General features: G+C 69.0%; 10 protein-coding genes. All 10 read right to left on the reverse strand.

What is annotated here, in order from left to right; translation table 11 throughout:
• Positions 1–9: 9 nt before the first annotated feature.
• Positions 10–1,230 (reverse strand): cyclopropane-fatty-acyl-phospholipid synthase family protein, encoded by a 1,221-nt coding sequence (locus ASE28_RS14125; RefSeq protein WP_057267079.1) that lies wholly within the window; start codon positions 1,228–1,230, stop codon positions 10–12.
• 45 nt (positions 1,231–1,275) lie between these two features.
• Positions 1,276–2,055 carry a DUF1365 domain-containing protein gene (locus ASE28_RS14130; RefSeq protein ID WP_057267081.1) on the reverse strand — a complete coding sequence of 260 codons (780 nt, stop codon included), beginning with the start codon at positions 2,053–2,055 and terminating at the stop codon, positions 1,276–1,278.
• Positions 2,055–3,365 (reverse strand): NAD(P)/FAD-dependent oxidoreductase, encoded by a 1,311-nt coding sequence (locus tag ASE28_RS14135; RefSeq protein WP_057267083.1) that lies wholly within the window; start codon positions 3,363–3,365, stop codon positions 2,055–2,057. Before ASE28_RS14135 ends, ASE28_RS14130 begins: the two co-directional genes overlap by 1 nt.
• A 244-nt stretch (positions 3,366–3,609) precedes the next feature.
• Positions 3,610–4,194, reverse strand: coding sequence for a glutathione peroxidase (locus tag ASE28_RS14140; protein ID WP_082604041.1), 585 nt, complete (start codon positions 4,192–4,194; stop codon positions 3,610–3,612).
• Between the two features lie 349 nt (positions 4,195–4,543).
• The gene (locus ASE28_RS14145; RefSeq protein ID WP_057200639.1) at positions 4,544–5,752 is read right to left on the reverse strand and encodes an HD-GYP domain-containing protein; all 1,209 of its coding nucleotides are present in this window, start codon (positions 5,750–5,752) and stop codon (positions 4,544–4,546) included.
• Between the two features lie 106 nt (positions 5,753–5,858).
• Positions 5,859–8,969, reverse strand: a complete 3,111-nt coding sequence (locus ASE28_RS14150; RefSeq protein ID WP_057200640.1) for an efflux RND transporter permease subunit — start codon at positions 8,967–8,969, stop codon at positions 5,859–5,861.
• A 15-nt stretch (positions 8,970–8,984) separates the two neighbouring features.
• Positions 8,985–10,175 carry an efflux RND transporter periplasmic adaptor subunit gene (locus ASE28_RS14155; protein ID WP_057200641.1) on the reverse strand — a complete coding sequence of 397 codons (1,191 nt, stop codon included), beginning with the start codon at positions 10,173–10,175 and terminating at the stop codon, positions 8,985–8,987.
• Between the two features lie 49 nt (positions 10,176–10,224).
• Entirely contained in the window at positions 10,225–11,649 is a 1,425-nt protein-coding gene (locus ASE28_RS14160) for an efflux transporter outer membrane subunit (protein ID WP_057200642.1), read from the reverse strand.
• A complete protein-coding gene (locus ASE28_RS14165; RefSeq protein WP_057200643.1) occupies positions 11,646–12,380 on the reverse strand; it encodes a TetR/AcrR family transcriptional regulator in 735 nt (244 codons plus the stop codon). The genes ASE28_RS14160 and ASE28_RS14165 overlap by 4 nt, the downstream gene beginning before the upstream one ends.
• An 88-nt stretch (positions 12,381–12,468) precedes the next feature.
• A complete protein-coding gene (gene glnE, locus ASE28_RS14170) occupies positions 12,469–15,213 on the reverse strand; it encodes a bifunctional [glutamate--ammonia ligase]-adenylyl-L-tyrosine phosphorylase/[glutamate--ammonia-ligase] adenylyltransferase (RefSeq protein WP_057267309.1) in 2,745 nt (914 codons plus the stop codon).
• Between the last annotated feature and the right edge of the window lie 98 nt (positions 15,214–15,311).

A 15,311-nucleotide genomic window follows, 5' to 3' on the forward strand; every position in this document is an offset into this window, starting at 1 on the left:
GGCCATGGCTCAGTCACGCACCAGGGTGTACTGGACGAGGTTGATGTTGGCCATGGCAAAGGCCGCTTCGCAATAGGCCAGGTAGAACTCCCAGATGTGCAGGAAGCGCTGGTCGAAGCCGAGCTGCAGGATCTGCGCACGCTGGGCCAGAAAGCGCTCGCGCCAGCGCCTGAGGGTCTCGGCATAGTCCTGGCCGAAGGCGAACTCATCCACCACGCGCAGGCCGGCGGCCTCGGCCTCGCGGCGGAACTCGCGCGGGCAGGGCAGGCAGCCGCCCGGAAAGATGTACTGCTGGATGAAATCGGTGGAGCTGATGTAGCGCTCGAACAGGCCGTCGTCGATCACGATGCTCTGGATGCAGGCCTTGCCGCCGGGCTTGAGCAGGCGCCGCACGGCCTGGAAATAGGTCGGCCAGTACTCGCGGCCCACGGCCTCGATCATCTCGATGGAGCAGACCGCGTCGTAGGGCCCGTCGGTGATGTCGCGGTAGTCCTGCAGGCGCAGATCGGCCTGGGCACCCACGCCGCTCGCGTCTATGCGCTGGCGCGCGAACTCCAGCTGCTCGGTGGACAGCGTCACGCCGGTCAGCGAGGCACCGAACTCGGTGGTGGCCATCTCGGCCAGCGCCCCCCAGCCGCAGCCGATCTCCAGCACCCGGTCGCCCGCTTGCACGCCCGCCATGCGCAGGGCGCGGCGCACCTTGGCATGCTGGGCGGTGCGCATGTCGCCACCGGCATCGCCCTCGAACCAGGCCGACGAGTAGTTCATCGTGTCGTCCAGCCACAACGTGTAGAAGGCATTGCCCAGGTCGTAGTGGGCGTGGATGTTCTTCTGGCTGTTGGCGCGCGTGTTGCGGTTGAGCAGGTGCTTGATGCGGTACAGCAGCCGCCCGGCCCAGCTGCCATAGATCACACCCTCCACCTGCTGGCGGTTGGCGATGAACACGCGCAGGAGGTCCGTGAGGTTCGGCGTGGTCCAGTCGCCAGCGATGTAGCTCTCGGCAACCCCGATGTCGCCGGACTTGAGGGCTGCCTTGCAGACGTTCCAGTTCCTGAGCGTGATGGCCGCTGCCGGCCCGTCGCCATGGTGGTTGCCGAAATGCTGCAGCGTGCCGTCGGGCAGTTGCACCGTGAGGCTGCCGTGTTGCAGGCGCTGCATCAGGCGCAGGGCCGTGCGGGCGGCGGCAGGGGTGCCCCTTGGCAGGGCGGGTGCGAGGGTGGTGCTGTTCATGGCGGGCCGGATGGAAGAGGGGTTTCGGGACGGTGCGTGCCGGGCTCAGCGGGTCACGGCGGAGGCGGGGGCCGCGGGCTTGCGGTGAAAGCGCACCCGCTTGGCCCACAGACGGAGGGCCTGCCAGTGGATGCGGGCGATCACCGCCAGCGTCATCGCCGGGTAGCCCCACAGCGCCTGGCGCAGGGTCTCGCGGGTGATGGGCGAGAGCGTGCCGCTCACGCTGGTCTGCAGCAGCGGGCCGCTGGCGTCGTCGTGGTCGATGCGCACCACGGTGCGCTCCTGCCCGCCCTGCACCGTGCGCAGGAAGCGGAAACGGTAGCCGCCGCTGATGTCGCAGAACGGCGAGACGTGGAACACCTTGCGCGCATGCTGCTCGGCGCCGTAGCGCGGCTGGTCCAGCAGATAGCAGTGGCGCTCGCCAAAGGTGTTGTTGACCTCGACCACGATGGCGCGCAGGCTGCCGTCCGGGCGGTGGCAGTACCAGAAGCTCACGGGCTTGAAGGTGTAGCCCAGCACGCGCGGGTAGCAGTGCAGCCAGACCTCGCCCGTGGCGTCCGCGATGCCTTCGGCGCGCAGCAATTCGTCGATCCAGGCGAGTGCACCGCCCTGGGCGTCGCTGCGGCCGTCGCCATGGTCGGCATCGTGAAAGCTGATGGCGCCCCTGCGGTTCACGGCCAGCAGCCCGGCTGCCTGTGCGCGCAGTGAGCGCATGGGCAGCATCAGGAAGAAGGTGGGGTAGGCAAATGCATGCCGCTGGGGGCGCAGGCGCGTATGGCGCACCTGGCCAAAGCCCAGCAGCGGCTCGGCGGTGCGGGTGTCCATCAGGCGGCCTCCGCCAGCGGTGCCGGCATGCGGGCCAGCAAGTGCTCGGCCACGGCCAGGCCCGACTTCAGCCCGTCTTCATGGAAGCCATAGCCCGTCCAGGCGCCACAGAACCAGGTGCGTTCACGGCCCTGGAGCTGCGCGACGCCCTTTTGCGCACGGATGGCCGCCAGGTCGAAGACCGGGTGGGCATAGTCGTAGCTGCCGATCACCTGGTCGGGGGCGATCTCGCCCACCGGGTTGAGCGAGACAACGACCGGCTGCGCGAAGGGCACGGGCTGCAGCTGGTTGATGAGGTAGTGCAGGCACACGCGCGCCGACTCACGGCTGCGCTCGGGTGCGCGTTCGTAGTTCCACGCGGCCCAGGCGGCACGGCGTTCGGGCAGCACCGAGGTGTCGGTGTGCAGCACGGCGCGGTTGGCCTGGTAGCGGATGGCACCTAGCACCGCGCGCTCCTGCAGCGTGGGCTGGGCCAGCAGCGCCAGCGCCTGGTCCGAGTGGGTGGCCAGCACCACCTGGTCGAAGCGCTCGGTGTTGCCGGTAGTCACCACGCGCACGCCTGCAGCGTCGCGCTCGATGCGGCGCACGGGGGTGTCCAGGCGCTTGTCGTCGATGCCCGCCACGATCTTGTCCACATAGTGGCGCGCGCCACCGGCCACCGTCCACCACTGGGGCCGGTCGCTCACCTGGATCAGGCCGTGGTTGTGGCAGAAGCGGATCATCGTGGCCACCGGGAACTGCAGCATCTGGTCTGTGGGGCAGCTCCAGATGCAGCCCAGCATGGGCAGGAAGTACCAGTCGCGGAACGCGTCGCCAAAGCGGTGCTCCTTGAGGAAGTCGGCCAGGGGCTGCATCAACGCGGCGTCGGCCTGGGCTTCGGCCAGGCGCGTGCACAGCCGGTTGAAGCGCAGCAGATCGCGCAGCATGCCCAGGAAACGCGGGTTCACGAGGTTGCCGCGCTGGGCGAATACGGTGGACAGGTTCGTGCCGCTCCACTCCAGCGTGCGCCCGCCGCCCAGGGCCTGCGGTACTTGCACCGAGAACGACATGTCGGATTTGGCGGTTTCCACGCCCAGGTCGGCCAGCAGGCGGATCAGGTTCGGGTAGGTGCGCTCGTTGAAGACCAGGAAACCCGTGTCGACGCCGCAGTGCACGGCGTCGCCCTCGGGGCCCGGCAGGGTCACGTCCACTGTGTGGGTGTGGCCGCCGAAATAGCTGCCCGCTTCGTAGAGGGTGATGTCGGCCTGGCCGCGCAGCCGGTGGGCCACGGCCAACCCGGAAATGCCGGAGCCGACGATGGCGATCTTCATGGCCGGCTCCCTCTGGCCGGCAGGCTGAATAAAAAAGTTGCGAAGCGTCCCGAAACGAATAAGAGAGGGAGGGAGGAGAAGCGCTCCAGGAGAACAGTCGGAACCCGTGGGACCGAAAGGCTTCGCAACGTTAAAACGGGGGGACGCTCAACACGTCCTTGCTGTGGATAGAGTAAGGGCGTTCTGCAGAAGTTCCAGAGCTTCTCCTGCATTTTTTTGAAGAAATGTAAAGAAAACATTACGTTCACCGAGTTGGTGCAGTGGCCAGCTGTTGTTCGATGGCGCGGACCAGTCCCTTGCTGTCCGGCGCGGTGAGGCTGGTGTAGCTGTCCACCAGCTTGCCGTCGCGGCCCAGCAGGTACTTGTGGAAGTTCCAGCGCGGCGGGCCGGACATCTGGGCCAACTGGCGAAACAGCGGCGAGGCGTCGGCACCGGTCACCACGCTCTTGGCGAACATCGGAAACTTCACGCCGAAGGTGTTTTCACAGAAATCCGCAATCTGCTGGTTGTTGCCGCTTTCCTGCGAGAAGTCGTTGCTGGGAAAGCCCAGCACCACCAGGCCCTTGTCCTTGTAGCGGGCATAGAGGTCTTCGAGGCCCTTGTACTGCCCCGTGAAACCACAGAAGCTGGCCGTGTTGACCACCAAGACAACCTTGCCGCTGTACTGGCACAGCGACTGCGGCTTTTCATCCTGCAACCGGGGGAAGGTGTGCTGCAGCGTGGCTGGGCAGGATTCGGGCGGGGCCGCGAAGGCGGAGGGAGCGAAGCCGAAAAACAGCAGGGCACCCGTGGCATGGGCCAGGGCCAGAAAGCGCGGGAATTGGGTCATGGGGACACCTGCCTAGTTGGATAGGGCCAATTTAACCAATGAATCATATTTTGTCCACATAAGTTTTTATTTGTACTGATTGGTATTTGCGTGGAATTGCCGGTCGATGCCTCGGCCCGACCGGCGCGGGGGACCCAACCCACAGCGCTGCGATTGCCGCCTGCCTGCACAGTAGTACGCGCCCCGGGACCTTTCGGATGCGCGCGCCTCCCCAGCGGCCAGGCAGGCAGCCGCGCAAAGGGGTGGAAGGTGACCGCCATGGTGGACCTGGGCAGAGGTGCCGTCCAGCAATGGATGGTGTGGCGCAGTGGCCGTGCAGGCCCTGCGGGTGCCGGCCTGCGCCGCAGGCTCAGACGAGGGGGAGCAGCCGGTTGAGCGACAGCTGGACGCGCACGTCCTTGTGCGCGACCACGCCAACGATCTTCCACTGGGGCTGGGAGGTGTCACGGGGTATCAGCTCACCGGTGGGCATGCCCAGCCGGTTGGTGACCACGGCCACGCGCGGCGTGGTGCCGCTGGCGCCACGGCGCAGCACCACGGCGACTTCCTGGCTGGCGAGCTTCACGAAGGCCCCCGGCGGGTAGATGCCCAGGGCCTTGACCAGGGCGGCGCCGGCCTCGTCGACCTTTTGTTCCTCGTCGTAGTAGCTGGCCTGCATGGCGGCGGTCACCGGCATGGGCGAGCGCGCAGCGCGCGGCGCCAGCCGGGCACCGAAGACGTCGGCCCGCTGGATCAGCCGGGCCATCTGCAGGCCGGGGCTCTTTTGGCCGAACGCACCCGGGGTGCGGTGGTGGTGGTGGCGCACGGCCTCCAGCCACAACTCGCTGTGCACGCCCAGGTCGCGCAGCAGTGCTTCGGAGCGGGCCGCGTGGTCCTCCACGGCGGTGATCTGGGCCGAGGTCAGGGGCTGGGTCTGCTGGGCCAATTGGTCCTGCAGCTCGGTCATGGCGATGTTCATGGAGAGGGCTGCCTGCCCCACCACCTGCACCTGGGCCGGGGGCCAGCGCAGCATTTCCTTGGCTACCACCATGCAGACGCAGGCCACCAGCATGGCGTGGGTGCCGCTGTACATGCGCGTCTCCTGCGCCGACAGGTAGATCAGCGCCAGCAGCGTGGCATCGGGCGACTGTTCGCAGTTGCGCGCCAGTTCGGCATGCAGGGGCTGGAAGCGGTCCGGAAAATCGGCGGCATGCGGGCTGCGCAGCAGCCGGGTCGCGCGGTCCTGCAGGGCGGGCCAGTCCACCACATAGGGCGGGGCATCGCGCTCGCGCGGGGCGGCCTGGGCACCGGCAGTCATCTTGATGGACGCCAGTTGCCCGAGGTTGGTGTCCTGCCGCAGCATGCGCTGCAGCTGGGCGACGTAGGCGCGGTAGCTCTCGCCGGACTCTTCCACGTCCACGCACAGCTGCCGGCCCCGGGCCAGCATGGTGCCCAGTTCATCCTGCGACTGCACCACGAAGCCCTTCTGGGCCAGCAGCGCGCCGTCGGAACCCCGCAACGCGAATGGCAGGGGGTGGCCGAGCTGGATGGAATCGACGTTGATGGTGACGAGGTTCATAGCGGTACGCCATTATCCCGCCGTGCCGGCACTGTTAAAGGGCGCAAACCCGGGTGGTTGGCGCCCTTTTTGCACGGATTCGGGGCCCGCGTACGGGCCCCCGTCGTCAGGGAATCGCCGGCGCCTCCTGCGGCCTGGATGCGGGGGCCTTGGGCGGCAGGCCGCGCAGGCGCCGCAACATGCGGCCGAACCACTGGCCCACGTCGTCCACGCCCGTGAACACGGCCGGGATCACCAGCAGGCTCAGGAAGGTCGAGGTGATCAGCCCGCCGATCACTGCCACCGCCATCGGTGAGCGGAAGCTGGCATCCGCCGCGCCGAAGCCCACGGCAATGGGCAGCATGCCCGCGCCCATGGCCAGGGTGGTCATGATGATCGGGCGCGCGCGCTTGTGGCAGGCGTCGATCAGCGCCTCGAAGCGCGTCATGCCATGCTCGCGCCGCGCCAGGATGGCGTACTCCACCAGCAGGATGGAGTTCTTGGTGGCAATGCCCATGAGCATGATGAGCCCGATCAGCGAGGGCATCGAGAAGCTCTTCTGTGCGATCAGCAGGCCCACGAAGGCCCCGCCCAGCGATAGCGGCAGCGCTGCCAGGATGGTCACCGGGTGCAGGAAGTCCTTGAACAGCAGCACCAGCACGATGTATATGCACAGCACGCCGGTGAGCATGGCCAGCCCGAAGCTGGCGAACAGCTCGCCCATGACCTCGGCGTCGCCGATGGTGATCTGGCGCACGCCGGGCGGCAGGTTCTTGATGGACGGCAGCAGGTCCACGGCCTTGGTCACGTCGCCCAGGGGCAGGCCCGAGAGTTCGATCTCGAAGTTCACGTTGCGCGCGCGGTCGTAGCGGTCCACCACGGCCGGGCCGCCGCTGAACTCCAGCGTGGCCACCTGGCCGAGCATCACCGGGCCTTTGGCGCCGGGCACGGCCAGGCGTTCGAGCAGCGACAGGTCCTTGCGTGCATCGTCCTGCAGCTTGACGACGATGGGCACCTGGCGCGAGGCCAGGTTCAGCTTGGGCAGCGACACGTCGTAGTCGCCCACGGTGGCGATGCGCAGGGTCTCGGCGATGGCGCTGCTGGTCACGCCCAGGTCGGCGGCGCGCGCAAAGTCGGGGCGCACGGCGATCTCCGAGCGGATCAGGCTGGCGGTGGATGACACGCTGCCCAGGCCGGGGATGGTGCGCAGGTCCTTCTCGACGGCCAGGGCCGCCGTCTGCAGCGCCTGCGGGTCGTCGCCCGTGAGCACCAGCACGTACTTCTCACCCGAACCCCCCAGGCCCACCTTGCTGCGCACGCCGGGCAGGCTCTCCAGCGCGGCGCGGATCTGGTTCTCGATGCCCTGCTTGCGCGGCCGGTCCCCCCTGTCGGCCAGCAGGATGGTGAGCGTGGCCTTGCGCGTCTCGGCGTTGGCGCTGCCCATGAAGGGGTCGGAGCCCGCCGAGCCGCCACCGATGGTGGTGTACACGCTCTTGACGTGGTTCACCGCCGCCACGCGCTGGCGCGCATCCTCGGCCACCGTGCGGGTCTGCGCCAGCGTGGCGCCGGGCGGCAGCTCCAGGTAGACCTGGGTCTGCGAGTTGTCGTCCGGCGGGATGAAGCCCGTGGGCAGCAGCGGGATCAGCGCCAGCGAGCCGATGAAGAAGGCACCCGTGGCAATAAAGGTGATCCATCGGTGCTTGATGCACCATGCCGCCCAGCGCAGGTACACGCCCATCCAGCGCGGGTCCTTGTGCTCGCCCACGATGGGCTTCAGGATATAGGCCGCCATCATGGGCGTGAGCACCCGCGCCACCACCAGGCTGGCGAACACCGCCAGCGCCGCCGTCCAGCCGAACTGCTTGAAGAACTTGCCGGCGATGCCGCTCATGAAGGCGGTGGGCAGGAACACGGCGATCAGCGTGAACGTGGTGGCCACCACGGCCAGCCCGATCTCGTCGGCCGCTTCCATGGCCGCCTGGTAGGGCGTCTTGCCCATGCGCAGGTGGCGCACGATGTTCTCCACCTCCACGATGGCATCGTCCACCAGGATGCCGACCACCAGCGACAGCGCCAGCAGCGTGATCACGTTGATCGAGAAGCCCAGCAGGTACATGCCGATGAAGGCCGGGATCACCGACAGCGGCAGCGCCACGGCCGAGACAAAGGTCGCGCGCCAGTCGCGCAGGAACAGCCACACCACCAGCACCGCCAGCAGCGCGCCTTCGTACAAGAGGTGCATGGAGCCGTCGTATTCCTCCTGCACGGGGGTCACGAAGTTGAAGGCCTCGGTGATCTCCAAGTCCGGGTGCTGGGCGCGCATCTCGGCCAAGGCCGCCTGCACCGCGCCGCCCACTTCGACCTCGCTCGCGCCCTTGCTGCGGGCCACCTCGAAGCCCACCACGGGCTTGCCATTGAGCAGGGCCATGGCGCGCGGATCGGCAAAGGTGTCGGAGACGGTGGCCACTTGGTCCAGCCGCACATGGCGGCCGTCGGACAGGGACAGCGTGAGGCCCGCGAGTTCCTGGGCCGACTGCACGGTGGCCAGGGTGCGCACGGGCTGCTCGCTGCCGCCCAGGTCGGTGCGGCCGCCCGCACTCTCGGTCTGCACCAGGCGCAGCTGGCGCGAGACGTCGGCCGCCGTGGCGCCCAGCGCCTGCAACTTGATGGGATCGAGCGCCACGTGCACCTGGCGGTCGACGCCGCCCACGCGGTTCACGGCACCCACTCCGCGCACGGCAAGCAGCTTCTTGGCGATGTCGTTGTCGACGAACCAGGACAGGGCCTCGTCGTCCATGCGGCGCGAGGCGATGGTGAAGGCCAGCACCGGCTGGGCCGCCAGGTCCATCTTGGTCACGATGGGGTCGCGCACGTCGCCGGGCAGGTCGCCGCGCACGCGCGCCACGGCCGAGCGCACGTCATCGAGCGCTTCCTGCGTGGGCTTTTCCAGCCGGAATTCGGCGGTGATGGTGGCGCCGCCGTCCTGCACCTTGGTGTAGATGTGCTTCAGGCCCTGCAGCGTGGCGATCGCGCTTTCGACCTTGCGCGCCACGTCGTTTTCGAGCTGTGCGGGCGAGGCTCCGGGCAGCGACACGGTCACCGAAATGGTGGGCAGGTCGATGTCTGGAAAATTCTGTACCTTCATGCCATTGAACGACAGCAGGCCGCCGAAGGTCAGCAGCACGAACAGCATCAGTGCCGGTATGGGGTTCTTGATCGACCAGGTAGACACATTCATGGTGAATGCTCCTTCTTACTTGGTGGCCGAGGCCGGTGCGGCCGGGGCGCCGGCAGCGGCGGGCGCAGCGTTGGACACGCGCACCAGATCGCCATCGTTCAGGAAACCGGCACCGCGCACGGCAATAGCGGTCGATGCCTCCAGGCCCGACAGCACTTCCACCCGGTCGGCCACGCGCCGACCGGTCTGGATCTTGCGCTGCTGCACGCGCTGGTCGCTGCCCAGCGCGAACACGTACGAAAAGCCGTCGCGCACTACCACCGCTTCCTGCGCAATGGTCAGGGCATCGCTGCTGCCCAGTGCGAACTCGCCGCGCGCAAACATGCCGGGCAGGATGGCCGAGAGCGAGGTCTTGGCATCCGTGGGCGTGTCCATCGCCGTGGCGGGCAGGTCCACGTAGACCAGGGCGTTGCGGGTCTGGGGGTCCACCGTCGGGCCGACCATGCGCACGGTGCCCTGCACGGTGGTGCCGCTGGCCGCCGTCACGCTGACCTTGGAGCCGGGCTGGATGCGCGCGATCTCGGTCGATGTGACTTCGGCGCGCCACTCCAGGCGGCCCTTGCGCACCATGCGGAACAGCTCGGTGCCGGCGCCCACCACAGCGCCCACCGTGGCGTTGCGGGCCGAGATGATGCCGCTGTCGGGCGCCACCACCTGGGTGTATTTGAGCCGCAGCTGCTGCGCGTTGAGCTGGGCCTGGGCCGCTTCCACGCGCGCCTGGGCGGTCTTCTCGGCGGTGGTGTACTGCTGGATCTGCTGCTGGCTCAATGCGCCCGAGGCCTGCAGCGAGCGCGCGCGTTCGGCATTGGCGGCGGCCTCGGCGGCCGTGGCCTGGGCTTCGAGCACGCTGGCGCGGCCCTGGGCCACTTCGGCCTGTGTGGTCTCGGCCGAGAAGGTGGCCAGCACCTGGCCGCGCTTGACCACGTCGCCCACATTCACGCGCACGTCGGTCAGGCGCAGGCCATTGCTTTCGGCACCGATGATGGCCTCCTGCCAAGCCGCGACATTGCCGTTGGCGGCCAGGCGCAGGGGCACGGCGATGCGCTGGGGCTGGGCCGTGGTCACCGTCAATGCCGGACGGGGCTGGTTGGCCTTGGGCTCGTCGGCCGCGCGCGAAGCGCCCGAGAACACCAGGGCGCCGGTGGCAGCCAGGACGCAGGCAGCAACGACGGCCAGCGTGGAAGCGGAGAGTTTGAACTGGTTCATGAAAGCGGTCCGTTCATGCGGAAGGTGTCAGGAAAATAAGGGGCCGGGGTCAGCGGGTGCCGGCCTGGGCGGTTTCTGCCATGTCGGGGGCCGTGCTGTCCCAGCCGCCGCCGGCGGCGCGGTACAGCGCGATCCAGGCGGACTGGCGTTCGTGCTGCAGGGCCAGCAGCGCGTTCTGCGCGGCCAGCGCCGTGCGGCGCGCATCCTCCAGCTCGACCAAGCTGGCCAGGCCGCCGCGCCAGCGCGCGTCGGTGGCGTCGAACGAGATGCGGTAGCCCTCGGCCGCGGCGCGGGCGCTGGCATTGCGCTCGGTCGTGCTCTGCAGCCGCACCAGGGCCTGCTCCACCTCGCTCACGGCCTGGCGGATGCGGGCGCGGTAGAGCGCCACCGACTCCTCGTAGCGCGCCCGGGATGCATCGACCTGCGCGGCGCGGCGACCACCATCGAACAGCGGCAGGCTCAAGGCCAGAGGGCCCAGGGTCCAGGCGTCCACATCGGTCGTGGTGCCACCCGTGCGGACCCAGGCCCTGCCGATATTGCCGCTGAGCGACAGGCGCGGGTAGCGCTGGGCCTGGGCGTTGCCCACTTCGGCACTGGCGGCGGCGACTTCGCGCTCGGCGTTGTAGACGTCGGGGCGCTGGGAGATCACCTGCGCTGGCAGGGCGGCAATGGCGAACAGGCTGTCGGGCGCCGGGACCACGGGCGTGGCCGTGATCAGCTGGCGCAGCGCGGCCTCGTCCTGTCCGGTCAAGGCCACCAGGGTCTTGAACTCCACGTCGCACTGCATGCGCTGCTGCGAGGCGCGGGCCGTGGCCTCGGCAGCGCTGGCGCGTGCCAGGGCGGCGGTGGCCGGGGCGGTGAAGCCGGCGCGCTCGCTCAGGCCCGACAGGCGCGAGGTCTCGGAGCGCGAGCGCGCATCGCGCTCGGCCACGTCCAGCTGCTGCAGGCAGGTGCGCAGGCTGCTGGTCTGCAGTGCCACCTCGGCGGCCACGCTCACGCGCGCCTCGTGCCACAGGGCCTGGGCACCGGCCAGCCGCTCGCTGGCCGCATCGCGCGTAGCGGCGGCGCCGCCGAACAGGTCCACTTCCCAGGCGGCCTGCAGGCCGGCCTGGCTGGTGGTGGCCAGGCCACCGATCTGCGCGTTGGCGCCACGGCTGCTTGTCGCCTGGGCATCGAGCGTGGGCAGCAGGGCTGCCCGGGCTGTGGTCTGCGTGGCGCGGGCCTGCAGCAGGCGCGAACGGGCCTGGGCCACGCTGGGGCTGATGCCCTGCGCGGCCTCGATCAGCGGCACCAGGGCCGGGTCATTCCATTGGCGCCACCACTGGGCCAGGTCGGCCATCTGTCCGCCATGCGGCAGGGGCGCTGCCCAGCCCGCAGGCGCCTGCACCGGGACCGCCTGGGGCGGCCGCGCGGTGCTGCAGGCGCCCAGCAGCAGCACGCTGCACACGCCCAGGGTTCGAACAAACCATGTCATTCCTCTTCCTCCTTGTTGTTGTGTCCGCGCTGTTCGCGCAGTGCCTGGCGGCGTGCCACTTCGCCCTGGATCATGGACATGGCATAGCCGGTCAGGCGCTCGGCCCAGGCGTCCGCGGTGGCGGGGCCTGCGAGTTGGGGGGCGATGGCCTCAATGGCGTCGCGCTGGGTCCACAGCAGCATGACCAGCCCGCCGATCGAGAACGCCAGGCGGTGCATGTCATCGTCGATCTCGGGCACATCCATGTGCCCGCACAGCAGGCGTGCCAGCGCCATGTGCGGGGCCTTGCATTCGCGCTCGATCAGCTCGGGCCAGACGTGGGTGGGTTCGAGCAGCTCACGCACATGCAGGCGCGTGGCTTGCCGCACCAGGTCGTCGTGCTTGAGTGGCTCCAGCAGCCCAGTGAAGTAGTGCTGCAGGGCCTGCTGCAGGCTGAGCCCGGGCGCAGCAAACACCTCGATGAGGTCGCTGCCGCTGCCAAAGGGCTCGTAGAACGTGGCCGTGTACAGCTGTGCCTTGTCGCCGAAATGGTAGCCAATGGCGGCCACGTTGGTGCCAGCCGCGACGGCGATGGCACGCACCGAGGTGCGGGCGAAGCCGTTCTCGGAAAACAAGCGCAGTGCGGCCTGCAGCAGGCGTGCGCGCGTGTCGTCGCCATCGCTGCGCGCGGCACGGGCGGGGCGCGCTGCGCGCTTGGCGGCAGGCTGGGAAACGGGCGGGGTGGAGCGCATGGCGGTGGATTAAACCACCATAATTCAAACAAGTGTTTAAATTAGCGTGACAATCGGCAACAGGCTACCGCCCGCCAGGAACGGGGGCTCAATGGCCGTTGCCGAACACTGCCGTCCACAGCGCCAGCACCGCGTCGCGCTCGGCCTGCAGGGCCGGGGGCGTGACCTGGGTCGGGGCTTCGTCCAGGCGTGCGCGGTGCTGCACACGGCGCAGCTCGCGGTAGGCGTCGGCCGCCGCGTGGCCCACGCCGGCCGGCAGCAGGCCGACCTGCTCTGCGCGCTGCAGCAAGGCAATGTTGCCCACGTTGGCCACCAGCTCGGGGTGCGCCGCCGATTGCGAAAGCACCAGGCACTGCACGGCGAATTCCGCATCGACCATGCCGCCCCGGCTGTGCTTGACGTCGAACTGCCCGTCGCGCGTGGGGTGGGCCTGGCGCACCTTCTCGCGCATGGCGACGATCTCGCCCCGCAGCAGCGCCGGGTCGCGCGCCGAGGTGATCACGGCGGTGCGCACCGCGTCGAAGCGCGCTTCCAGCTCGGGCGTGCCCATCACGAAGCGCGCGCGCGTCATGGCCTGGTGCTCCCAGGTCCAGGCGGTGTTGCTGCCGCGCCGTTCCTGGTAATTGGCGTAGGCCTCGAAGCGCGTCACCAGCAGACCCGAGCTGCCATTGGGGCGCAGCGCGGTGTCGATCTCGTAGAGGTCGCCCTCGCCGGTCTTCACCGTGAGCCAGTTGATCAGCTTGCGCACGAAGGCGGCATACACCTCGGGGGCGCGCTCGTCGTCGTCGTCGAAGACGAACACGATATCGAGGTCGCTGCCGTAGCCCAGCTCCTTGCCGCCGAGCTTGCCATAGCCGATCACCGCGAACTGCGGCACCTCGCGGTGGCGTGTCTTGAGACGGCTCCAGCACCACTGGGCGGTCACGCGCAGCACGCTGTCGGCCAGGGCGCTCAGGTCGTCGGCCACCTGCTCGACCGTGATGCGGTGCTCCACGTCGCGTGCCAGCGTGCGAAAGGTCTCTGCGTGCTGCGCCCGGCGCAGCAGGTTCAAGAGGGTCTCGTCGTCGTCCTCGCCAGTGGAGGTGATCGAGGCCAGGCGCATGGCCAGCTCGCGCTCGAAATCGGCCACCGAAAAGCGCTCGGCCAACAGCGCGTCGCCCACCAGCTCGTCGATCACGCCGGGGTGCTGCAGCAAGTAACGCGCGGGCCAGCGCGCGGCGCCCAGCAGGTGCAGCATCTGCTCGTGCACGGAGGGGCGTTCCAGCAGCAGGGCCAGGTAGCTTTCGCGGCGCAGCAGGGGTTCGAGCCAGTTGGCCATGCGCACGGCGGCCTCTTCGGTCACCCGGCCTTCGGTGAGCCACTGGGCGGTGCGCTGTACCAGGCGGAACAGGCGCGCACGCGTCTCGTCGCGCAGCCCCTGTACGCGCGGGTGGTTGCGCCACTCGGCCACGCGCTCGCGGAAACCGGGGGGCAACTGCTCCAGCAAGGCTTCCAGTTCGGGTGGCGGGGGCGCGGCCGCGCGCGGGCCGCCGCAGCCGCCCTTGCTGCACTGCTTCTTGCCGTTGCCGCCCAGCAGGGTGTCGAACTCCTGCGCCACCAGCTCGCGGTGCGCGTCGAGCTCGTGCAGGAAGGCGCAGCAGTCGGGGTAGCCCATGGTGCGGGCGATCCAGGCCAGGTCGTCGTCGCGCGTGGGCAGCACATGGGTCTGCTGATCATCCAGGTACTGGATGCGGTGCTCCACGCGGCGCAGGAAGACATAGGCCCGCGCCAGGGCATCGGCCGTCGGCTGTGGCATCAGGCCGGCCTGGGCCAGGCGCTGCAGGGCGTCGAGCGTGGGGCGCCGGCGCAGCTCGGGGAACTGGCCGCCGCGCACCACCTGCAACAGCTGCACGGTGAATTCAATCTCGCGGATGCCACCGCGCGAGAGCTTGACGTCGTTGGCGCGTTCGGGATGGCCTGCGCTGCGCTTGGCGGCGTGGTCGCGGATCTGGCTGTGCAGCAGGCGCAGCGCATCGAACACGCTGTAGTCCAGGTAGCGGCGGAACACGAAGGGCAGCACCACGCCGCGCAGTGCCTGCACCTCGGTGCTGGCAATGCAGTCGCGCGGCGCCACCACCCGGCTCTTGAGCCAGGCAAAGCGTTCCCATTCACGGCCCTGCACCTGCAGGTATTCCTCCAACGCTGCCAGCGAGACCGCTGCAGGGCCGGAGTTGCCGTTGGGCCTGAGGGCCAGGTCGACACGGAACACGAAACCGTGCTCGGTGGTGTCGCCCACCAGGCTGTAGATGGCCTTGACCGCGCGGGCAAAGTATTCGTGGTTGGAGATCTTGCCCCGGCCGTCGGGCGTGCCGGCGGTGTCGCCGTCATGCTCGTAGACGTAGATCAGGTCGATGTCGCTCGATACATTGAGCTCGCGCGCGCCGAGCTTGCCCATGCCGATGATCCACAGCTGCACGGCCTGGCCCTCGGGGCCCTGGGGCGCACCGTGGCGCGTGTCGAGTTCCTGGCGGGCATGCCGGCAGGCGCGGTCCAGCGCCAGTTCGGCCAGCTCGGTAACGGCGCAGGTGATGTCGGACAGCGGCGCCTGGCCATCGCAGTCGAGCTGGATCAGGCGTTCCATGACCAGCTGGCGCAGCACGCGCAGGGCGGTGCCAGTGTCGTTGCCGCGTGCCAGCAAGGCATCGCAGACCGCATCCATCGCCGCGCGCCGGGGTGCCCCGGCGGGGAGCAGGGTCAAATCACTGCCGTAGCGCCGGTGCAGGCGCTGCAGGAAGCGGGAATGCCCGGCCAGCGGTTCGCCGTCCTGGAAGGGGTCGTTACAGGGCAGGGGCATGGTGACGGACATGGGTGTGGCGGGTGCCGCAGAGGGCCTCGGGCACGGGGCCAAGGGCTGCTGCACACACAAGGACACTGGTTCTCATTGAACCCACA

The organism is Acidovorax sp. Root219 (assembly GCF_001428665.1).
Taxonomy (GTDB): domain Bacteria; phylum Pseudomonadota; class Gammaproteobacteria; order Burkholderiales; family Burkholderiaceae_C; genus Acidovorax.

Coding starts and splice junctions, on each gene's coding strand:
- ASE28_RS14125 (WP_057267079.1), bottom strand. CDS start 1,230: ATGAACAGCACCACCCTCGCACCCGCCCTGCCAAGGGGCACCCCTGCC.
- ASE28_RS14130 (WP_057267081.1), bottom strand. CDS start 2,055: ATGGACACCCGCACCGCCGAGCCGCTGCTGGGCTTTGGCCAGGTGCGC.
- ASE28_RS14135 (WP_057267083.1), bottom strand. CDS start 3,365: ATGAAGATCGCCATCGTCGGCTCCGGCATTTCCGGGTTGGCCGTGGCC.
- ASE28_RS14140 (WP_082604041.1), bottom strand. CDS start 4,194: ATGACCCAATTCCCGCGCTTTCTGGCCCTGGCCCATGCCACGGGTGCC.
- ASE28_RS14145 (WP_057200639.1), bottom strand. CDS start 5,752: ATGAACCTCGTCACCATCAACGTCGATTCCATCCAGCTCGGCCACCCC.
- ASE28_RS14150 (WP_057200640.1), bottom strand. CDS start 8,969: ATGAATGTGTCTACCTGGTCGATCAAGAACCCCATACCGGCACTGATG.
- ASE28_RS14155 (WP_057200641.1), bottom strand. CDS start 10,175: ATGAACCAGTTCAAACTCTCCGCTTCCACGCTGGCCGTCGTTGCTGCC.
- ASE28_RS14160 (WP_057200642.1), bottom strand. CDS start 11,649: ATGACATGGTTTGTTCGAACCCTGGGCGTGTGCAGCGTGCTGCTGCTG.
- ASE28_RS14165 (WP_057200643.1), bottom strand. CDS start 12,380: ATGCGCTCCACCCCGCCCGTTTCCCAGCCTGCCGCCAAGCGCGCAGCG.
- glnE (WP_057267309.1), bottom strand. CDS start 15,213: ATGCCCCTGCCCTGTAACGACCCCTTCCAGGACGGCGAACCGCTGGCC.